The following is an 18576-nucleotide window of genomic DNA, read 5'->3' as shown; positions in this document are numbered from 1 at the left end:
TGTTACTGCTGCTGATTCAGAGCGTCAACGCCTTTTTATGACAACTCTGCTGACTGCTTAGAAATTCAGCGGAACCGGCATTTTCAGCCTTAAATACTGTCAGCAGACTGAGGTTTAGCACACCAATTATTGGCGGGATTGATACCACCGTCGGGCGAGGTATATCCCAGACAACCCAGAATTGAGTCGAATAACTCCTCGTGGCGTTTTTTACCCCCCACGCGCTGCTGGGCTTTTAACCTGTCGAAAGCTTCCTGATGGTCCGGCTGGGCGAGGAAGCTGTCGGACGCCCAGGCAATCATAGGTACGCGGAATTGCTCGTCAGGAGCCATCTGGCGCGGCGTGCCGTGCAGGTGGGAATTCTCATCAATCGACTCGCCGTGGTCGGCGGCATAGAACACCACGGCCTTTTTATCGCGCAGCGAGTCAATTACGTTGCCGATGAAGGTGTCGGTATACAGGACGCTATTATCAAAGGCGTTAATTAGCTGCGCCTTTGAACAGGAGCGATCTACGCCCATGCACTCGGGCGTGTAGCGCGCAAAGCTGCGCGGATAGCGCTGCGAATACTGATAGTGCGAACCTTTGGTGTGCAGAATGACTAAGTGTTTGCCCTGCGGATGGTTTTTCACCGACTCTTGCAATTCGTTTACCAGCAGCATGTCATCTACCGGCTTGCCGTCATTGCGCTTTTCCGAGGCGATAATTTCGCGGAAAGAGTAATTGTCAGTATTGGTGTTGTTGTAGAACCACACCTCACTTTGCATCGCAAACAGTTCAGAGCTAAAGCCCAGTGACTTAAGCACTGAAAACACATTCTTTTCTTTCAACGTGCGCTGTGGATTATCTTCTGCCCCGCCTTCCCGCACGAACATACAGCGCAGCGAGAGCTTAGTGGCGGTGTCGCACGAGGTGCCGCGAAACGCCACCAGATTCTCTTCTTGCGACAAACGCGGAGTGGTATCGCGCTCGTAGCCGAGGATGCCCATGTGGTCCCAGCGGGTGGTCTCGCCGATGATAAACACCACATAAGTGTCATTAATTCCGGCCGGAGGAATGTAGGTAAACTTTTTCGCCGGGTCTAACAAGTTACTGGCGTCATTGCTTTCATCCACCTGCGTATAGGCAAAAAGCCCCAGCGCAGCCAGCCAGTTAGAGGGTAAATAAGAGTGCGCGACCACGCCGCCGTAGCTCGGCAAGTCAATGTTGGTCAGTTTTTCATTCAAACTCTGCTGGCGATCCAGCATGCGCAGCGGCAGCCATACCAGCGCCACCACGGCGAGCAAAATAGCCAGCGGGAGCAGGCGCTGACCCGGCGTTTTCATCTGCTCAATCAGCGTCAGCCGCAGGTCATTTTTCCAAATAAGTATCAAAGGAATGATGCTGACAACGGCCATCCACAAGAAGAAATACCAGCCAATCACTTCTTTACTCAGGTCAATGTCGGTGGTCATGACCGAGGCAATAATGCCGTAGCCAATGACGACGTTGAACATCACCATGTAGTAGCTGGCGGCCACCGATATCAGCAGCAAAAAGCTGGCAATGATGCGGAAAAACAGGCGCCCGCCCAGTGATAACAGGCGGAGCAAGAAGAAGGTGAACAGCACGATGGCAACCACTTCTGTGAAGGCTTGAACCACTTCAGTCAGATTGAGGTTATGGGCCATCGGTGCAAAGCGGCGGTAAAACACGGAGACATTGAGGAAAATGCCGATGTAAATCGCTAACAAGAAGGAGAGATTTTGCTGCGATAGAGTCTTCACTCTATTCATGTAATGTGGTTTTCCAGACAGTTTTAGAAAGATTCTGAATCATTGTGACATGTTTGTTGGCCGGTGGTTCACCCATATTGGTCAGAAACGAGATTTGGCTAGGATTTCCAGAATGATCTGCATTAGGCGAAGCCCCAAACGAGAAAAGGAGGCCGAAGCCTCCTTTGTGGGTAAACCTGGTGTGGCAAACGCGTGACTAATGGGTTTCCACTGATGCCATTATTTTATTTTACGTTCAGAGTGACATCAATGTTGCCGCGAGTGGCATTAGAGTAAGGGCAGACATGGTGCGCTTTCTCCACCAGAGCTTCGGCTTCGCTGCGTTCGATACCTGGCAGAGTGATATCCAGCTGCACTTCTAAGCCATAGCCACCAGGGATTTCACCAATACCCACGGTCGCTTCGATTTTAGCGTCGGCAGGGATTTTCACTTTTTCTTTCGCGCCAACGGCTTTCAGAGCACCGAGGAAACAGGCTGAATAACCCGCGCCAAACAGCTGCTCAGGGTTCGTTGCACCACCCAATCCCCCCATCTCTTTCGGCAGGCCCAGTTTGACATCCAGCAGGCCGTCGTCAGAAACCGCACGGCCATCACGACCACCGGTGGAAGAGACATGAGCGCGGTACATTACTTTTTCGATAGACATATTTCATTCCTTTAAGACAGGTTGGGTTTAGGGCAAGAATTAATATCGCTATTTAATAGCGCACGACTTGTTAATCATTCGCAGACAAACTCGAAGCTCTACTCCGGACTTGTCTGCTGACTACAAAGAATTTCTCGCTGCCTGATATTCAGCAATCAGGACTTATCTTTCAGCCTTTCACGCAGGGACTCAAGCTGGCCCTTCAAGGCTGACATTTCATCGATATCACATTCAGTGGCGCACATAATCGCCTCCGGGATACCTTTTGCTTTTTCTTTCAGCGCTTTGCCGGCATCGGTCAGGGTAATAATCACCTGGCGCTCATCGGTTTTAGCCCGATTACGAACCAGCAGACCGGCAGTTTCCAAACGCTTTAACAGCGGCGTCAGGGTCGCGGAATCAAGGAATAGCTTTTCGCCAATTTCCGATACGATCACGTCATCACGCTGCCACAGCACCAGCATCACCAGATATTGCGGATAGGTCAGATCAAGCTCACCCAGCAGCTTACGGTAGACTTTATGCAGTGCCAGATTCGCGGAATACAGTGCAAAACACATCTGTTGATCCAGATGGAGCAGAGCATTGGTCGATATTGGTGATTCAGTTTTCGTCTTCATGGGCCTCAATATATATAGTGCGCGATTTTATCGCAAGCATTTTTTGACGTCATTTTGCTCGAAAGCTATTCGGGCCATTGTCGTGCGCTGTGTAAAACACGCAATATCTTGATCTTGTTAGGAGTTGATGGAAGAACAGCATAGACCACAATGAAGTGTGTTTCCGGAACAATCAGTTCGCGGGTTTCCGCTAAACGACCTTTTCTTCCCGATTCAGGGAAAATCAGCAACTGAGAGATATGATCTCTGATCCGAATATCAGTGCGTATTGCTGCTGGCACATTTTCCTTTGAGATATAGTCGAATATGTTTTCCCTGTCTTTTAGCGCCTGCTTTGACCATTCGAGCATCATCCCTCTACCTTTTTAGCAATTCTTCCCTGCGCTTGGCGAAATACGCCTCCACCTCTTTATGAGGTATGCTCGGCGAGTCGTCTTCCAGGGACTCCCGAACTTTAGCCTTAAACCATGTATCGTAAGCTTTTGAATCCGAGACAAACCCGGCTGGCAGCCCTCCTTCATTGGCGACTCGCGTCAATAAAATCCTCACAACATCAGAGAGGGTCAAACCAAGACTTTCAAGCACTGCGCTTGCTTTGTCCTTAATTTCTGAATCGATACGCGCCTGAACCAGAGCATTTGGCATCATGTTTTCCTCATTGGGCATTAAGCCCTTATTGTCATTCATTTGCATGACAACATCCACCCTTCATTGGGCAATTCTTTGCAGCATGTAGGGATAGAAGGGGTTGGATGACACGCGCATTAACTGATCCATGCTGACCACCAGCGCCCCGCTTTCACCTCGCGCGGCTAAGCGCCCAAGGTGAATACCGTATTGTGGTGCGCCCTGCGGATTTCGCCCGTACAGCGAGTCGTCCAGCGGGAAAGGCAGCGCCACGTGGGATAGAGAATAAAACTCCGCAGGATAATCGATGCCGAGCGGCGTAGTGATTGTTTGAGTCTGCCCCGCCTCGGTGATTTGTGCCACCGTCGCTGCCTGTTCTGGCGATGCATTGGTGATAACCGTGGTTTGATAGTGTCGCGGCCCGGCGGGCAACAGCCGCTCAATGGCCGTTTCACTGGACGTACGCAACAACGGCCCGACATAGGCATTGCGGTTGATATCAATGAGCACCAGCTGGCTGCCATTAGCGGGTAACAGATTAAACAGGTGCGTGACCACCGCGCGAGTGCTGACGGTGGAATCCAGCACGGACTGGAAAGCCAGAATCGGCGGCAGTTGCGCCAGTTTGTCTGATTTAGCATCGGCGCCGACCTGCTTTTGCAAGGCACGGGTCAACTGATAGGACTGTCGCGCGCCGTTCACCGGAAATGAGTTGTATTTGAATGGATTGAACTCCGGCAAAATATTTAACCACGCCGTTTTGGCAAAGGCGGGGAAAATCGCCGGCCAGCCCGCGATACCGGCAAAGCGCGCAAAGCTGGTGACGCCGATCATCGGCGAGATAAGCACTAAACGCGCAGGCCGCTCAAGCGATGCATCATCCAGCGCGTACTTCACCGCCAGCGCCCCGCCGTTAGAGAAACCGACCATTTGCAGCGGGACGTCAGGACCCGCTGCGCGGCGGGCTTCGCGCACGGCGAGCCTTGTCGCCGCTAGCCACTGCGGCCAATCAACATTGGTCAGCCCGCCCGGCACGGTGCCATGCCCCGGCAGACGAATGCCCACCGCCACGAAACCGCGCCGCTGATAATCCTGAGCGATGTGCCGCAGGCTATAAGGCGAGTCGGTCAGGCCATGCAGCAGCACCACTGCGCCTCGGGGCTTCCCCTCGGGCATCAGCTCGTAAGACCGATTCCAGTCAGTGGCAAAATGCTCGGGATAAATCGGGCTACGGTTGTAATAGCGATTCAAAGGAATGCGATCTTCAGGTTCCAGCTTATCCGTAACCTGCTGTTTTACCTCTTCAAATGCGCGCTGTTCTGCCTTGAGATAATCCGCCCAAGTGCTTTTATCAAGCTGCACATCGGTCAGTTCATCCGGCACTAAACGATGCCACGGCTCCAGCGGTGCTCCTTGAAGGGAGTCATAAACACGGACGCCAAACAGAGTTAGCGCCACCAGCAACAGGGCAAATAGCGCTCTTTTCAAACGCCGCGACAATTTTCGAAAGTGCATGAAGTCAGTATTCCCTAGGGCCAGCGCTGGGCAGTGTGAATGATTCTAACGATATGAAGTTCAACGCCCCGTATCTGATAAATCATAATGTAATTTGGCCGAATCACTGCCTCACGTAAACCCGCGACTCTACTCTCTCTATAAATTAGCGGGTCGATACAGACCCGCTCAGAAAAGAGGTCAAACTCATCATCAAGCGCTATCGCAGCCTGCACATTCTGGGCTGATAACCAGTCAAAAATGCGTTCACGGTCCTCGAGTGCCATTGGTTTCCATACCAGTTGCATAGTTTTCCTTAACGTTTATTCACTCTCTTTTTTATTCAGCACGGCTTTACGGGCTGCGAAGTAAGCTTTGACGTCTTCATGAGCAACGGTGGGCCGTGGGTCATCAAGTGATTCTTGGACCTGCTCGCGGAGCCAAGCATCAAGAGCCGCTGCCTCGTGGGCGCGTTTGAGGGCTTGGGAACGGTCCGGGCGGGTAACTCCTCCACCGTTTGCGGGGTCAAAGTCAGTAATATCCACTTCAAAGCGATTGATACCGAACTCTTTTAAGTAGGCGGCGAGCGTCTCAAACCGTTTGAAAACGCGCACCTTACCACTGCGTTGGGCCATAAGGGCCGCCTGACTTTCGCCATATTTAATCATTACTGTCCATCCTCCATGTTGGGCTATCACACTTACCTGACTCACTACGCCCGCCTCGTTCAAACGGGTAAGTAATGCGTGGTCAATCATCTCTTGTGCCATAGGTCAGCTCACTTTCCTGTAATCAACAATAAATCATTTATGCAATTATCTATACATCGCAGGGAATAGAAAGCCGATTTTATCTATTTTGTGCGTGGCAACTCGCAAAATTCCCGCGCCATTTTCGGTCATTTGCATTGCAACGTTGGTGCAACATTTGCGCAGTAGGGATCTAACCTCTTACAAAGTCCTTTAAAATCAAAAAGTAAAAATATGGCACAGCCTTTGCTTTGTTGAATTCAATCTTGTGTACCAGATGGAATTCAACCAATGAACGACAGCAAAAGCTCGGTAACTCCCCCTTTTCATGCCTTCACGTTATCTGACTGGCAACGGCACTACCTTTCTGCACCGGACAGTTTGCGCACTTCGCTGTCAATGGTTGTAGCCAGCCTGAACCCGCAAGACACCGCCTGGCTCTTTCTGGCGACGCCCGCCCAGCTCGAGGCACAGTTTGCTCATCTGGAGCAGCTGCGCCGCGACGCCAATGGCTCGCTGGCTTCCCTGCCGCTGTTTGGCGTGCCTTTCGCGGTTAAAGACAACATCGACGTCGGCGGTTGGCCCACCAGCGCCGCCTGCCCTGAATTCACCTACGTCGCCCAAGACGACGCCACCGTGGTCGCCAATCTGCGCGCCAAAGGGGCGATCGTGGTCGGCAAAACTAACCTCGACCAATTCGCCACCGGCCTGGTGGGCACTCGCTCTCCGCGCGGGGCGGTGCGCAACACGTTCAACCCGGATTACGTCAGCGGCGGCTCAAGCTCCGGCTCGGCCTCGGTGCTGGCACGCGGGCTGGTCGCGTTCTCTTTAGGCACGGACACCGCCGGTTCTGGCCGCGTACCGGCCGGTTTTAACAATATTGTGGGCCTGAAACCGACCAAAGGCTGGCTGTCAAATAAAGGCGTGGTTCCGGCCTGCCGTTTGAACGATGCCGTCTCCGTTTTCGCCCTCACCGTGGAAGATGCCCAAGCCGTGGCGCACGCCGCCGGCGGGTATGACGCCGCCGACGCCTATTCGCGCGCCAACCCGCACACCGCGCCAGCCGCCATGTCGGCCCATCCGCGCTTCGCCGTGCCGAATAGTCTGGAATTCTTCGGCGACGCGCTGGCGGAGTTTGAATTTGACCAGGCCCTTGAGCGCCTGTCGGCCAGCGGCGTGACGCTGGTACCTATCGACTTCACGCCGTTCCGCGAACTGGCGGAGCAGCTCTATTACGGCGCGTGGGTGGCCGAGCGCACGGTGGCAGTGGGCAAAATTTTCGAAGAAACGCCAGAAGTGATGGACCCCACGGTGCGCGGCATTGTGGCGAATGGCCTGAATTACAGCGCCTGCGATGCGTGGCGGGCCGAATATCTGCGCGCCGAGTTGGCGCGCAAAATCAATCTGGCGCTCGAAGGTTTTGACGCACTGATCGTGCCCACTTCCCCGACCATTCGCACGCTGGAAGAGATGGCGCAGGAGCCAGTACGCTACAACTCACAGTTCGGCACCTATACCAACTTCACCAATCTGGCAGACCTCTCTGCGCTGGCGCTGCCTGCCAGCATTCGCGCCGACGGCCTGCCTTCCGGCATCACGCTGATTGCTCCAGCATGGCACGACGACGCGTTAGCTGCCTTTGGTCGCCAGTGGCAGCGCAGCCTTTCTCTGCCTCTCGGCGCGACCGGCCGCGAGCTGAGCGCCAACGCGCTGATGCACGCCATTCCGACCAGTAAAGACCACGTGCGCGTCGCCGTGGTGGGGGCGCACCTGACCGGCATGCCGCTGAACTTCCAACTGACCCAGCGCAAAGCCGTGCGGGTCGAGCAGACCACCACCGCCGCCAACTACAAGCTGTTTGCGCTGGCCAACACCCAGCCGCCAAAACCGGGCTTGGTTCGCGCCGAGGGCGGTAGCGCCATCATCGTCGAGCTGTGGGACATCCCGCTGGCGCGCTTTGGCGAGTTCGTTGCGGAGATCCCCGCGCCGCTGGGCATTGGCTCGCTGCAACTGGCCGACGGCCGCACGGTGAAAGGCTTTATCTGCGAGCCGTGGGCGATTTCCGACGCCACCGACATCACCCATTTTGGCGGCTGGAGAAGCTACATCTCCCACCTCGCCTCCCTGAATCACGCCTGAGGATCACGACAATGCTGACTACCGTACTAGTGGCAAATCGCGGTGAAATCGCCTGCCGCGCAATTCGCACCCTTAAACGCCTTGGCGTGACTAGCGTGGCGGTCTATTCCGACGCCGATCGCAATGCGCCGCACGTCACCGACGCCGATATCGCCATTGCGCTGGGCGGTGAGAAAGCCAGCGACAGCTATTTGGTGATCGACAAGATTCTGGCCGCCGCCAAAGAGACCGGCGCGCAGGCGATTTATCCGGGCTACGGCTTCCTGTCCGAAAGCGCCGAGTTCGCCGACGCCTGCGAGGCAGCGGGCATTGCCTTTATTGGCCCGAGCGCGGCGCAAATCCGCGAGTTTGGCCTTAAACACCGGGCGCGCGAGCTGGCGGGGGCCGCCAATGTGCCAATGACGCCGGGCACCGGCTTGCTGGACAGCATTGAAGAAGCAGTGAGCGCGGCGACGGAAATTGGCTACCCGATTATGTTGAAAAGCACCGCGGGCGGTGGCGGTATCGGCCTGACTCGCTGTGACGACGAAGCCGCTCTGCGCGCCGCGTGGGACAGCGTAAAACGCCTCGGCGAGCACTTCTTCCGCGACGCGGGGGTGTTTTTAGAACGCTTTGTGGATCGCGCGCGCCATGTAGAAGTGCAAATTTTTGGCGACGGCAAGGGCCGCGTGGTGGCCCTCGGCGAGCGTGACTGTTCGCTGCAACGTCGCAACCAAAAAGTGGTTGAGGAGACGCCAGCGCCCAATCTGCCGCAGGCCACGCGCGAGGCCTTGCACCGCGCCGCCGTGCAGCTCGGGGAGTCGGTCAGCTATCGCAGCGCGGGCACCGTGGAGTTCATCTTCGACCCGGCGCGCAACGAATTTTACTTCCTCGAAGTGAACACCCGCTTGCAAGTTGAGCATCCGGTTACCGAAATGGTCACCGGGCTGGACCTGATTGAGTGCATGCTGCGCGTGGCCGCCGACCAGCCGCTGGACTGGGCCGCGATGGAAAAAGCCCCGCAGGGCGCCGCGATGGAAGTGCGTATATACGCCGAAGACCCGCTGAAAAACTTCCAGCCAAGCCCCGGTGTGCTGACGGAAGTGGTGTTCCCTGACGACGTGCGCGTCGACGGCTGGGTCTCTACCGGCAGTGAAGTTTCAGCGTTTTATGACCCGATGATCGCCAAGCTGATCGTTCACGGCAAAGACCGCGAAGAAGCTCTTGAGAAGATGTCCCGCGCACTGGCCGCCACCCGCCTGCACGGCATCAGCAGCAACATTGATTATCTGCGCCAGGTGGTCGCCACGCCGGTGTTCCACCAGGGCGAAATGTGGACGCGGATGCTCGACAGCTTCGAGTACGCGCCGCAGGCCGTCGAAGTGATTGCGCCCGGCACCTACAGCAGCATTCAGGATTACCCCGGCCGCCTCGGCTATTGGGATATCGGCGTGCCGCCGTCAGGCCCGATGGACGACTTTGCCTTCCGTCTGGCTAACCGCATCGTGGGCAACCACCTCGACGCCGCCGGGCTGGAATTCACCCTGCAAGGCCCGACCCTGCGTTTCCACTGCGACGCCACCATCGCGCTGACCGGCGCACTCTGCCCGGCAGACCTTGATGGCGAAACCGTGGGCTATTGGCAGCCGGTGCAGGTCAAAGCCGGGCAGATATTAACCCTCGGCCGCGCCACTCAGGGCTGCCGCACCTATCTGGCGGTGCGCAACGGCTTCGACGTGCCGGTCTACCTTGGCAGCCGCTCGACCTTCGCCCTCGGCCAGTTTGGCGGCCACGCGGGCCGCACGCTGCGCGTCGCCGATATGCTCACCGTTTCCCAGCCTGAGCTTGAGGCCTGCACCACCCCCGCGCCGGTAGATTTGCCGCAGGCCGCCGCGCCGCACGTGGTGCCGACTTACGGCAATATTTGGAATATTGGCGTGCTTTACGGGCCGCACGGCGCGCCGGACTTCTTCACCAAAGAGTCCATCGACGCCTTCTTCGAGGCCGAGTGGCAAGTGCATTACAACTCCAACCGCCTCGGCGTGCGCCTGACCGGACCAAAGCCGCAGTGGGCGCGGCTGGACGGCGGCGAAGCCGGCCTGCACCCGTCCAACGTGCATGACTGCGAATACGCCATTGGCGCGATCAACTTTACCGGCGACTTCCCGGTGATTTTAACCCGCGATGGGCCAAGCCTCGGCGGTTTCGTCTGCCCGGTTACCATCGCCAAAGCCGAACTGTGGAAAGTCGGTCAGGTGAAACCGGGGGATAAAATTCGCTTCCACCCTATCAGCTTTGAGCAAGCGCAGGCGCTGGAGCTGGCCCAGCAGGGCACCATCGACTCATTAATGCCGGTCGAAGCTATGGCGCTGGCCACGCCGTCTCTGCTGCCTGACACCACGGCGTCCGCCACCGTGCTGGCTGAACTTCCGGCCAGCGCCGAGCGCCCGTCGGTGCAATATCGTCAGGCCGGTGACGGCTACATTCTGATTGAGTACGGCGACAGCGTGCTGGATCTGGCCCTGCGTCTGCGCCTTTATCTGCTGATGAAAGCTATTCGCGAAGCCGCCGAGCCGGGCATTGAGGAGCTGTCGCCGGGAGTACGCTCGCTGCAAATTCGCTATGACAGCCGGGTGATTCACCAGTCGCGCCTGCTACAGCACCTGTTGACGCTGGAACACGACTTGGCCGACGTCAGCCAGCTGAAAATCCCTACCCGCATCGTGCATATGCCGATGGCGTTCGAGGACTCCGCCACCCTTGGCGCAGTGGAGCGCTACCAGCAAACCGTGCGCGCCGAAGCGCCGTGGCTGCCGAACAACGTCGACTTTATTCAGCGCACCAACGGACTGGCGAGCCGTCAGGAAGTGAAAGACATCATCTTCAACGCCAGCTATCTGATCCTCGGGCTGGGAGATGTCTACCTCGGCGCGCCGTGCGCCGTGCCTGTCGATCCGCGCCATCGCCTGCTGAGTTCGAAATATAACCCGGCGCGCACTTACACCGCCGAGGGCACCGTCGGCATTGGCGGCATGTACATGTGCATCTACGGCATGGACTCGCCGGGAGGCTACCAGTTGGTGGGCCGCACCCTGCCGATTTGGAACAAGTATCTGAAGAACGCCCAGTTCAAAAACGGCGAGCCATGGCTGCTGCACTTCTTCGATCAGGTGCGTTTCTATGAAGTGACCGAAGAAGAACTGGACGCCCAGCGCGACGCCTTCCGCGAAGGCCGTGCGCAGGTGCGGATTGAAGAAACCGAGTTTGATTTCGCCCAGTACACCCAGTTCCTGACGGACAACGCGGAGGATATCGCCGACTTCCGCTCGCGCCAATCCGCCGCTTTCACCGCCGAAGTCGCCCACTGGGCCGCGCAGGAGAGTGCCGCCGTGGAAGCCGCCGCCAACGCGGTGCAAGTGGTTGAAGATCAAAGCGAACAGGACGGCCATCTGGTGAGCGCCGACCTGAATGGCAACGTGTGGAAGATTCTGGTCGAGCCGGGCCAGCAGGTGGAAGAGGGTCAGGCGCTGATCGTAGTTGAAGCGATGAAAATGGAGCTGTCGGTCTACGCCCCTTGCGCGGGCCGGGTGAGCAAAATCAGCTGCCAGCAAGGCCGTCCGGTCGGCCCTGGCGACGCACTGCTGTGGCTAGACGTGGCGCAATCGGCCTAAGCCCCGAAGAAGTAGGAGCCAAGATGCAACTGACTGATTCACGTAACGCTGCGGATAAAAAACGCACCAAAATCCGCCCGGAAGGGCTGGCCGAGCGCATTTATTTGCAGCTCAAGGACGACATTTTCAACTTTCGCCTGCTGCCGGGCGACAGGTTCAGTGAGAACGATGTTGCAGACCGCATGGAGACCAGCCGCACGCCGGTGCGTCAGGCACTGTTTTGGCTGGAGCGCGAAGGCTATGTCGAGGTGTTTTTCCGCAGCGGTTGGCAGGTCAGGCCGTTCGACTTCGACTATTTCGAGCAGCTTTACGACCTGCGCATAGTGCTGGAGCTGGAGGCGGTGAAACGCCTGTGCGCCCTGCCTGCGGGCTTGCAGCCGGGGCAACTCGGCCAGCTCAAAGCCTTCTGGGTGGACGCACCGCGCCTTGAGGACGGGCAGGAAGTCTCGCGCTATGACGAGGCTTTCCACATGACGCTGGTCGAGGCCGCAGGCAATGCCGAAATGGCGCGCATTCACCGCGACCTGACGGAGAAAATCCGCATCATTCGCCGCCTCGATTTCACCAAAGGCTCGCGCATTGATGCCACGTATCACGAACACGCGAGCATCCTGCTCGCCATCTTGCACCAGCAAACCGAGGAGGCTCAGCGTCAACTTCACGACCATATCTCGGTCAGTAAGGCCGAGGTACGCAAAATCACGCTGCACATGCTGCATCAGGCTCGAAATGATGAGGGCAACCCATCAGGACTTTTATAAAAATTTTTCGACTTAAACCAATAACTAACAGGGGTTTTACTATGCATCGTCGACATTTTATTAAAGCTTTTGCTCTCTCTGCGACCGTGGTCAGCATGGGGTTGGCCTGGGGCGCGCAGGCCGCCGACACCATCAAGGTTGGGATCATGCACTCGCTCTCCGGCACCATGGCGATTTCTGAAACGCCGCTGAAAGACGTGGCGCTAATGACCATTGACGACATCAACGCCCACGGCGGCGTGCTGGGTAAAAAGCTCGAACCGGTGGTGGTCGACCCGGCCTCCAACTGGCCGCTGTTTGCCGAAAAAGCCCGCCAACTCCTGACGCAGGACAAGGTGGCGGCGGTGTTCGGCTGCTGGACATCGGTGTCGCGCAAATCAGTGCTGCCGGTGTTCGAGGAGCTGAACGGCCTGCTGTTCTACCCGGTGCAGTATGAGGGGGAAGAGATGTCGCCAAACGTGTTCTACACCGGCGCAGCGCCAAACCAGCAGGCTATTCCGGCGGTGGAATACCTGATGAGCGAAGATGGCGGCGGTGCCAAACGCTTCTTCCTGCTGGGCACTGACTATGTTTATCCACGTACCACCAACAAAATTCTGCGCGCCTTCCTGCACTCTAAAGGAGTGAAAGACAGCGATATTCAGGAAGTCTATACGCCGTTCGGCTACAGCGATTACCAGACTATCGTCTCCGACATTAAGAAATTCTCCGCCGGGGGCAAAACCGCGGTGATCTCCACCATCAACGGCGACTCAAACGTACCGTTCTACAAAGAGCTGGCGAATCAGGGCGTTAAAGCGACCGACGTGCCGGTTGTCGCTTTCTCCGTGGGGGAAGAAGAGCTGCGCGGCATCGACACCAAGCCGCTGGTCGGCGACCTCGCCGCGTGGAACTACTTCGAATCCGTGGATAACCCGGTGAACAAGAAATTCGTCGCCGAGTGGAAGGCTTACGCCAAGGCCCACAAGCTGCCGAACGCCGATACAGCCGTCACTAATGACCCGATGGAAGCCACCTACGTGGGCATTCATATGTGGGCGCAGGCCGTGGAAAAGGCCGGAACGACGGATGTCGATAAAGTCCGCGCCGCCATGGCCGGGCAGACCTTCGCCGCGCCGTCTGGCTTCACGCTGACCATGGATGCCACCAACCACCACCTGCACAAACCGGTGATGATTGGCGAGATTGAGTCCAACGGCCAGTTCAACGTGGTATGGCAGACCGACAAACCTATCCGCGCCCAGCCGTGGAGCCCGTATATCGCCGGTAACGACAAAAAGCCTGACACTCCGGTGAAAAGCACTAACTGATTGGATTGCTCCTTCTCCCTTCACGGGGAGAAGGCTGGGATGAGGGGTGGTTTCCATCCGAAGTGATAAACCTCACCTCTGTCCTCTGCTTAAAAAGGCGAGGGAGCATGCTAGCGATAACTTTGGGCAACGGGAAAACACCATGACGACACTTTTATTTAACTTCAGGCCACTGCTTTTCCTGCTTTGTTGCCTGCCGCTGCTGGCTCAGGCCGGGGCGGCCAATGACTTTGCGGCGGCCAATCGCAGCCAGCAAGCCACGTTATTACAGCAGTGGGCCGCCGACCCGCAGCCGGAGCGTTTACCACTGCTGGAGGGGCTGAAGCAGGAAAATGTGGTGATCGACGACGCCAAACACGCCTTTGTGCAACAGGGCGACGCGCTGACCCCGCTAGATGGCGATGCCAAGCCGCAGGGTGACACCAAGAAGGTTTGGCTCAACAACCGTTTACGCATTTTGATTGCCAACGCGCTGTCGGCGCATCGTCTGGTCAGTACTGACAACAATGTGCGGCTACAGGCGGCCAAATCCTTGCAGCGCGAGGCGCAGGCCGACCAGTTGCCGCTGCTGACCCATCGTCTGGCGCTGGAAAAAGACCCTGCTGTGCATGATGCCCTGAATATCGCGCTGGCGAATTTGCAGCTCGCCGATGCTAACCCGCAGGTGCGGCTGAAAGCCGTCGAGCTGCTGGGCGCTTCAGGGGACCCAGACACGCAGGGCCGCCTTCAGGCGCTGACTGACCCGAAAACCGAAGCCGACGCCGATGTGCGCAAAGCCGCGCAGGCTAGCCTGAAAGCCGTTGAGCACCGTTTGCTGATCGGCGACCTGATTGGTCAGGCGTTTACCGGCCTGTCGCTCGGCTCGATTTTGCTGCTGGCGGCGCTGGGTCTGGCGATCACCTACGGCCTGCTGGGGGTGATCAACATGGCCCATGGCGAAATGCTGATGCTTGGCTCCTACTCCACTTATATGGTTCAGTCGCTGTTTGAGCACTACGCGCCGGGCCTGCTGGCGCTCTACCCACTGGTCGCGCTGCCGGTGGCCTTCTTTATTACTGCTGGAATTGGCATGGCGCTAGAGCGCACGGTGATCCGCCATTTATACGGCCGCCCGCTGGAAACCCTGCTGGCTACCTGGGGCATCAGCCTAATTTTGATTCAGGCGGTGCGGGTACTCTTTGGCGCGCAAAACGTCGAAGTCGCCAACCCCGGCTGGCTGTCGGGCGGTATCCAGCTGCTGCCGAATCTGGTGCTGCCGTATAACCGCATCGCGGTGATCATCTTCGTGCTGCTGGTGCTGGCCCTGACCTGGCTGCTGCTGAACAAAACCCGTCTGGGGATGAATGTGCGCGCCGTGACGCAAAACCGCGCCATGGCGGCCTGCTGCGGCGTGCCCACGGGCCGCGTAGATATGCTGGCCTTCGGCCTCGGCTCCGGTATTGCCGGGCTGGGCGGCGTGGCGCTGTCGCAGCTGAGTAACGTCGGCCCGGAGTTGGGTCAAGGCTACATCATCGACTCATTCTTAGTGGTGGTGCTCGGCGGCGTGGGCCAACTGGCCGGCACGGTGGTCGCCGCCTTTGGTCTGGGCATTGTGAACAAGATTCTTGAGCCGGAGATCGGTGCGGTTCTGGGGAAAATCCTGATCCTCGCGCTGATAATTCTGTTTATTCAAAAACGTCCGCAGGGACTCTTCGCCTTCAAAGGCAGGGTGATCGACTGATGAATCAACCGCTCACTGTTTCTGGCGTACAAAAAGCGCCGAAAGCCGCCCTGACGATTGGCGCACTGGTGTTTATTGCGCTGATTGTCATGCCTTTTCTGGCATTACTGCCAGCGACTAACCCGCTGGCAGTCTCCACCTACACGCTGACATTAGTCGGCAAGATCCTCTGTTACGCGATCGTCGCGATCGCCCTCGATCTGGTGTGGGGCTATGCCGGTTTGCTCTCCCTCGGCCACGGCCTGTTTTTCGCCCTCGGCGGCTACGCCATGGGCATGTACCTGATGCGTCAGGCGGCGGGCAGCGGCCTGCCGGACTTTATGTCATTCCTCTCGTGGAGCGAGCTGCCGTGGTTTTGGGCCGGAACCCAGCATTTCGCCTGGGCGCTGTGCCTGATTGTGCTGGTGCCGGGCACGCTGGCATTTGTCTTCGGCTACTTCGCTTTTCGCTCGAAAATCAAAGGCGTCTACTTCTCGATCATGACGCAGGCGCTGACCTACGCGGGCATGCTGCTGTTCTTTCGCAATGAAACCGGATTTGGCGGCAACAACGGCTTCACCGGTTTCACTACCCTGCTCGGCTTTCAGGTCACGGCAACCGGCACGCGCATCGGCCTATTTTTGATGACCGTTATCGTGCTCGCCGCCAGTCTGGCACTGGGTTTCGCTCTGGCGCGCAGCAAATATGGCCGAGTGCTGACCGCCGTGCGCGACGCCGAAAACCGATTGATCTTCTGCGGCTATGACCCGAAGGGCTTCAAGCTGTTCGTCTGGACGGTTTCCGCCATGCTGTGTGGCATCGCCGGGGCGCTGTACGTGCCGCAAGTGGGCATTATCAACCCCAGCGAGATGTCGCCGACTAACTCAATCGAGGCGGCAATCTGGGTGGCCCTCGGCGGGCGCGGCACGCTGATCGGCCCGATTCTCGGCGCTGGCATCGTCAATGGCGCGAAAAGCTGGTTCACCGTCGCAATTCCCGAGTATTGGCAATTTATCCTCGGTGGCATGTTTATTCTGGTGACGCTGTTCCTGCCGCAAGGCGTGATTGGGTTGCTGCGTAAGAGAAAATCCTCATGAATTCAATGACTATGACCGAAGAGCTGTTCACGCAATCCTATCCGTCTGACCGTTTTCGCCAGCAGACCGACCCGGTTTTGCTGCTGGAAAATATCAATGTCAGTTTCGACGGCTTTAAGGCGCTGACCAACCTGTCATTGCGCATCGGCGTGGGCGAGCTGCGCTGCGTAATTGGCCCTAACGGCGCGGGGAAAACCACCCTGATGGACGTGATCACCGGCAAAACTAAGCCGCAGAGTGGCCGGGTATTTTACGACCAGACCACTGACCTTACCCAGCTTGATCCAGAGCGGATTGCGCAATCAGGCATTGGGCGGAAATTTCAGAAACCGACGGTGTTTGAAGCACTAACCGTGTTCGAGAACCTTGAGATCGCCCAGAAAACCAATAAGTCGGTGTGGGCCTGTCTGCGCGCCAAACTGAACAGCGAACAACGCGACAGAATCGACGAAATGCTGGTGACGCTGCGCCTTGCCGGTGAGCGCCATCGGCTAGCGGGGTTACTGTCTCACGGCCAGAAGCAGTTTCTGGAAATCGGCATGCTGCTGGTGCAGGAGCCGCACCTGCTGCTGCTCGACGAGCCTGCCGCCGGGATGACCGACGCCGAAACCGAATACACCGCCGAGCTGTTCAAGCAGCTGGCGGGCAAGCACTCGCTGATGGTGGTCGAGCACGACATGGGGTTTGTGGAGAGCATCGCCGACCACGTCACCGTGCTGCATCAGGGGCAAGTGCTGGCGGAAGGCTCATTGCAACAGGTGCAGGCCAACGAGCAGGTTATTGAAGTCTATTTGGGACGCTAAAACTGAGGAACCATTATGCTGCAAGTCAATGAACTGAATCAGTTTTACGGCGGAAGCCATATTCTACGCGGGTTAAGCTTCGAGGCAAAAATCGGCGAAGTCACCTGCCTGCTCGGCCGCAACGGCGTTGGCAAAACCACGCTGCTGAAATGCCTGATGGGGCTGATCCCGGCCAAGTCCGGCACCATCAACTGGCAGGGAGAAACCATCAATGGCCGTAAACCCCACCAGCGGGTGCAGGCGGGCATTGCCTATGTCCCGCAGGGTCGCGATATTTTTCCTCGCCTGACGGTGGAGGAAAACCTGCTGATGGGGCTGTCGCGCTTCCCGGGCAGCCAAGCCAAACAGGTTCCCGACCACATCTATCACCTGTTCCCGGTCCTGCTGGAGATGAAGCATCGCCGGGGAGGCGATCTGTCCGGCGGCCAGCAACAGCAGTTGGCGATTGGACGGGCGCTGGCTTGTAAACCGAGCTTGTTGATCCTCGACGAGCCTACCGAGGGTATTCAACCCTCGGTGATTAAGGAGATCGGCGCGGTCATCAAGCAGCTTGCCGCACAAGGCGATATGGCAATCCTGCTGGTCGAGCAGTTCTACGATTTCGCCGCCGAGCTGGCCGACAGCTATCTGGTAATGTCGCGCGGCAGCATTATTAAAAGCGGGCGCGGCAAGGAGATGGAAGCCGAAGGCGTGCGGGGATTGGTGGCGATTTAATCAAATTCTGCTCGCATTGCCGCCACTAAGAGACTATTCTAAAACCTAACTGCTAGGTTTATGGATAACGAATGACGCAATTTGAAGCCGCGCTAAAACGCGGGGAAGAGGCGGCCAACGAGTCTTCCCGACCGGTTTCCGTTGAATATCGGCCTCAGCAACATGCATTTATGATCATGCATGGCAATGGCGTGGGTTACCTGATTAATGTTGATCTCATTGATGAACTTCAGGACGCCACCCCTGAGCAGCTTCAGGCGGCGGAAGTCGACGGTTTCAGCAAAGCCCTGCGCGTTCCAGCCTGCGATGTCGATATTTTTTTACCCGGCTTGTTAGCAAAAATCCTGTTTGAAGCCAGTGATTTGAAAAAGATCGCTGCGTCAATCAATGGCGCGATCCGCAGCGCGGTAAAAGCCCAGGCCAGCCGTGAGAATGGCAAAAAAGGCGGGCGCCCACGGAAAGTCACCTAAATCACTCGCAGACACAAAAAA

The 18576-nt window shown here is 57.3% G+C and carries 17 protein-coding genes; 9 read left to right on the top strand and 8 right to left on the bottom strand.

Features of this window, described 5'->3' with window-relative positions; all coding sequences use genetic code 11:
* Positions 1-89: 89 nt before the first annotated feature.
* From eptB to ACT3RT_RS15120, 8 genes are all read right to left on the bottom strand, one after another.
* Complete coding sequence (gene eptB, locus ACT3RT_RS15155) at positions 90-1775, bottom strand: kdo(2)-lipid A phosphoethanolamine 7''-transferase (RefSeq protein WP_496203258.1); 1686 nt, start codon at positions 1773-1775, stop codon at positions 90-92.
* Between the two features lie 224 nt (positions 1776-1999).
* The gene (locus ACT3RT_RS15150; RefSeq protein ID WP_034794086.1) at positions 2000-2422 is read right to left on the bottom strand and encodes an organic hydroperoxide resistance protein; all 423 of its coding nucleotides are present in this window, start codon (positions 2420-2422) and stop codon (positions 2000-2002) included.
* Between the two features lie 155 nt (positions 2423-2577).
* On the bottom strand, positions 2578-3042 hold the full coding sequence (locus ACT3RT_RS15145) for a MarR family winged helix-turn-helix transcriptional regulator (RefSeq protein WP_353503703.1): 465 nt from the start codon (positions 3040-3042) through the stop codon (positions 2578-2580).
* Positions 3043-3107: 65 nt separating this feature from the next.
* Positions 3108-3395, bottom strand: coding sequence for a type II toxin-antitoxin system RelE/ParE family toxin (locus ACT3RT_RS15140; protein WP_485902989.1), 288 nt, complete (start codon positions 3393-3395; stop codon positions 3108-3110).
* A 4-nt stretch (positions 3396-3399) separates the two neighbouring features.
* A complete protein-coding gene (locus ACT3RT_RS15135; RefSeq protein ID WP_496203257.1) occupies positions 3400-3735 on the bottom strand; it encodes a type II toxin-antitoxin system RelB/DinJ family antitoxin in 336 nt (111 codons plus the stop codon).
* Positions 3736-3750: 15 nt separating this feature from the next.
* Positions 3751-5184 (bottom strand): alpha/beta hydrolase, encoded by a 1434-nt coding sequence (locus ACT3RT_RS15130; protein ID WP_496203256.1) that lies wholly within the window; start codon positions 5182-5184, stop codon positions 3751-3753.
* Between the two features lie 14 nt (positions 5185-5198).
* Positions 5199-5471 (bottom strand): type II toxin-antitoxin system RelE/ParE family toxin, encoded by a 273-nt coding sequence (locus ACT3RT_RS15125; RefSeq protein ID WP_496203255.1) that lies wholly within the window; start codon positions 5469-5471, stop codon positions 5199-5201.
* Positions 5472-5486: 15 nt separating this feature from the next.
* The gene (locus ACT3RT_RS15120) at positions 5487-5933 is read right to left on the bottom strand and encodes an antitoxin PaaA2 family protein (protein WP_485902985.1); all 447 of its coding nucleotides are present in this window, start codon (positions 5931-5933) and stop codon (positions 5487-5489) included.
* 270 nt (positions 5934-6203) lie between these two features.
* On the opposite strand from ACT3RT_RS15120, the gene atzF reads away from it, so the two are divergent.
* The 9 genes from atzF to ACT3RT_RS15075 all read left to right on the top strand — a co-directional run bounded on the left by atzF (position 6204) and on the right by ACT3RT_RS15075 (position 18555).
* Entirely contained in the window at positions 6204-8051 is a 1848-nt protein-coding gene (gene atzF, locus ACT3RT_RS15115; RefSeq protein WP_485902984.1) for an allophanate hydrolase, read from the top strand.
* Positions 8052-8062: 11 nt separating this feature from the next.
* Complete coding sequence (gene uca, locus ACT3RT_RS15110; RefSeq protein ID WP_496203254.1) at positions 8063-11701, top strand: urea carboxylase; 3639 nt, start codon at positions 8063-8065, stop codon at positions 11699-11701.
* Positions 11702-11724: 23 nt separating this feature from the next.
* Positions 11725-12462, top strand: a complete 738-nt coding sequence (locus ACT3RT_RS15105; RefSeq protein WP_496203253.1) for a GntR family transcriptional regulator — start codon at positions 11725-11727, stop codon at positions 12460-12462.
* 41 nt (positions 12463-12503) lie between these two features.
* On the top strand, positions 12504-13772 hold the full coding sequence (gene urtA / locus ACT3RT_RS15100) for an urea ABC transporter substrate-binding protein (RefSeq protein ID WP_353503711.1): 1269 nt from the start codon (positions 12504-12506) through the stop codon (positions 13770-13772).
* A 142-nt stretch (positions 13773-13914) separates the two neighbouring features.
* Complete coding sequence (urtB, locus tag ACT3RT_RS15095; RefSeq protein WP_496203252.1) at positions 13915-15492, top strand: urea ABC transporter permease subunit UrtB; 1578 nt, start codon at positions 13915-13917, stop codon at positions 15490-15492.
* Positions 15492-16568 (top strand): urea ABC transporter permease subunit UrtC, encoded by a 1077-nt coding sequence (gene urtC, locus ACT3RT_RS15090; protein WP_486031762.1) that lies wholly within the window; start codon positions 15492-15494, stop codon positions 16566-16568. The genes urtB and urtC overlap by 1 nt, the downstream gene beginning before the upstream one ends.
* A 5-nt stretch (positions 16569-16573) precedes the next feature.
* Complete coding sequence (gene urtD, locus ACT3RT_RS15085) at positions 16574-17371, top strand: urea ABC transporter ATP-binding protein UrtD (protein ID WP_496203322.1); 798 nt, start codon at positions 16574-16576, stop codon at positions 17369-17371.
* A gap of 15 nt (positions 17372-17386) precedes the next feature.
* Positions 17387-18085, top strand: a complete 699-nt coding sequence (gene urtE, locus ACT3RT_RS15080; protein ID WP_396131782.1) for an urea ABC transporter ATP-binding subunit UrtE — start codon at positions 17387-17389, stop codon at positions 18083-18085.
* Between the two features lie 71 nt (positions 18086-18156).
* On the top strand, positions 18157-18555 hold the full coding sequence (locus ACT3RT_RS15075; RefSeq protein ID WP_485902979.1) for a DUF2442 domain-containing protein: 399 nt from the start codon (positions 18157-18159) through the stop codon (positions 18553-18555).
* The last annotated feature ends 21 nt before the right edge of the window (positions 18556-18576 follow it).

Source organism: Ewingella sp. AOP9-I1-14 (genome assembly GCF_052375995.1).
GTDB lineage: Bacteria > Pseudomonadota > Gammaproteobacteria > Enterobacterales > Enterobacteriaceae > Ewingella > Ewingella allii.
This window is presented reverse-complemented; position numbering and strand designations above follow the sequence as displayed.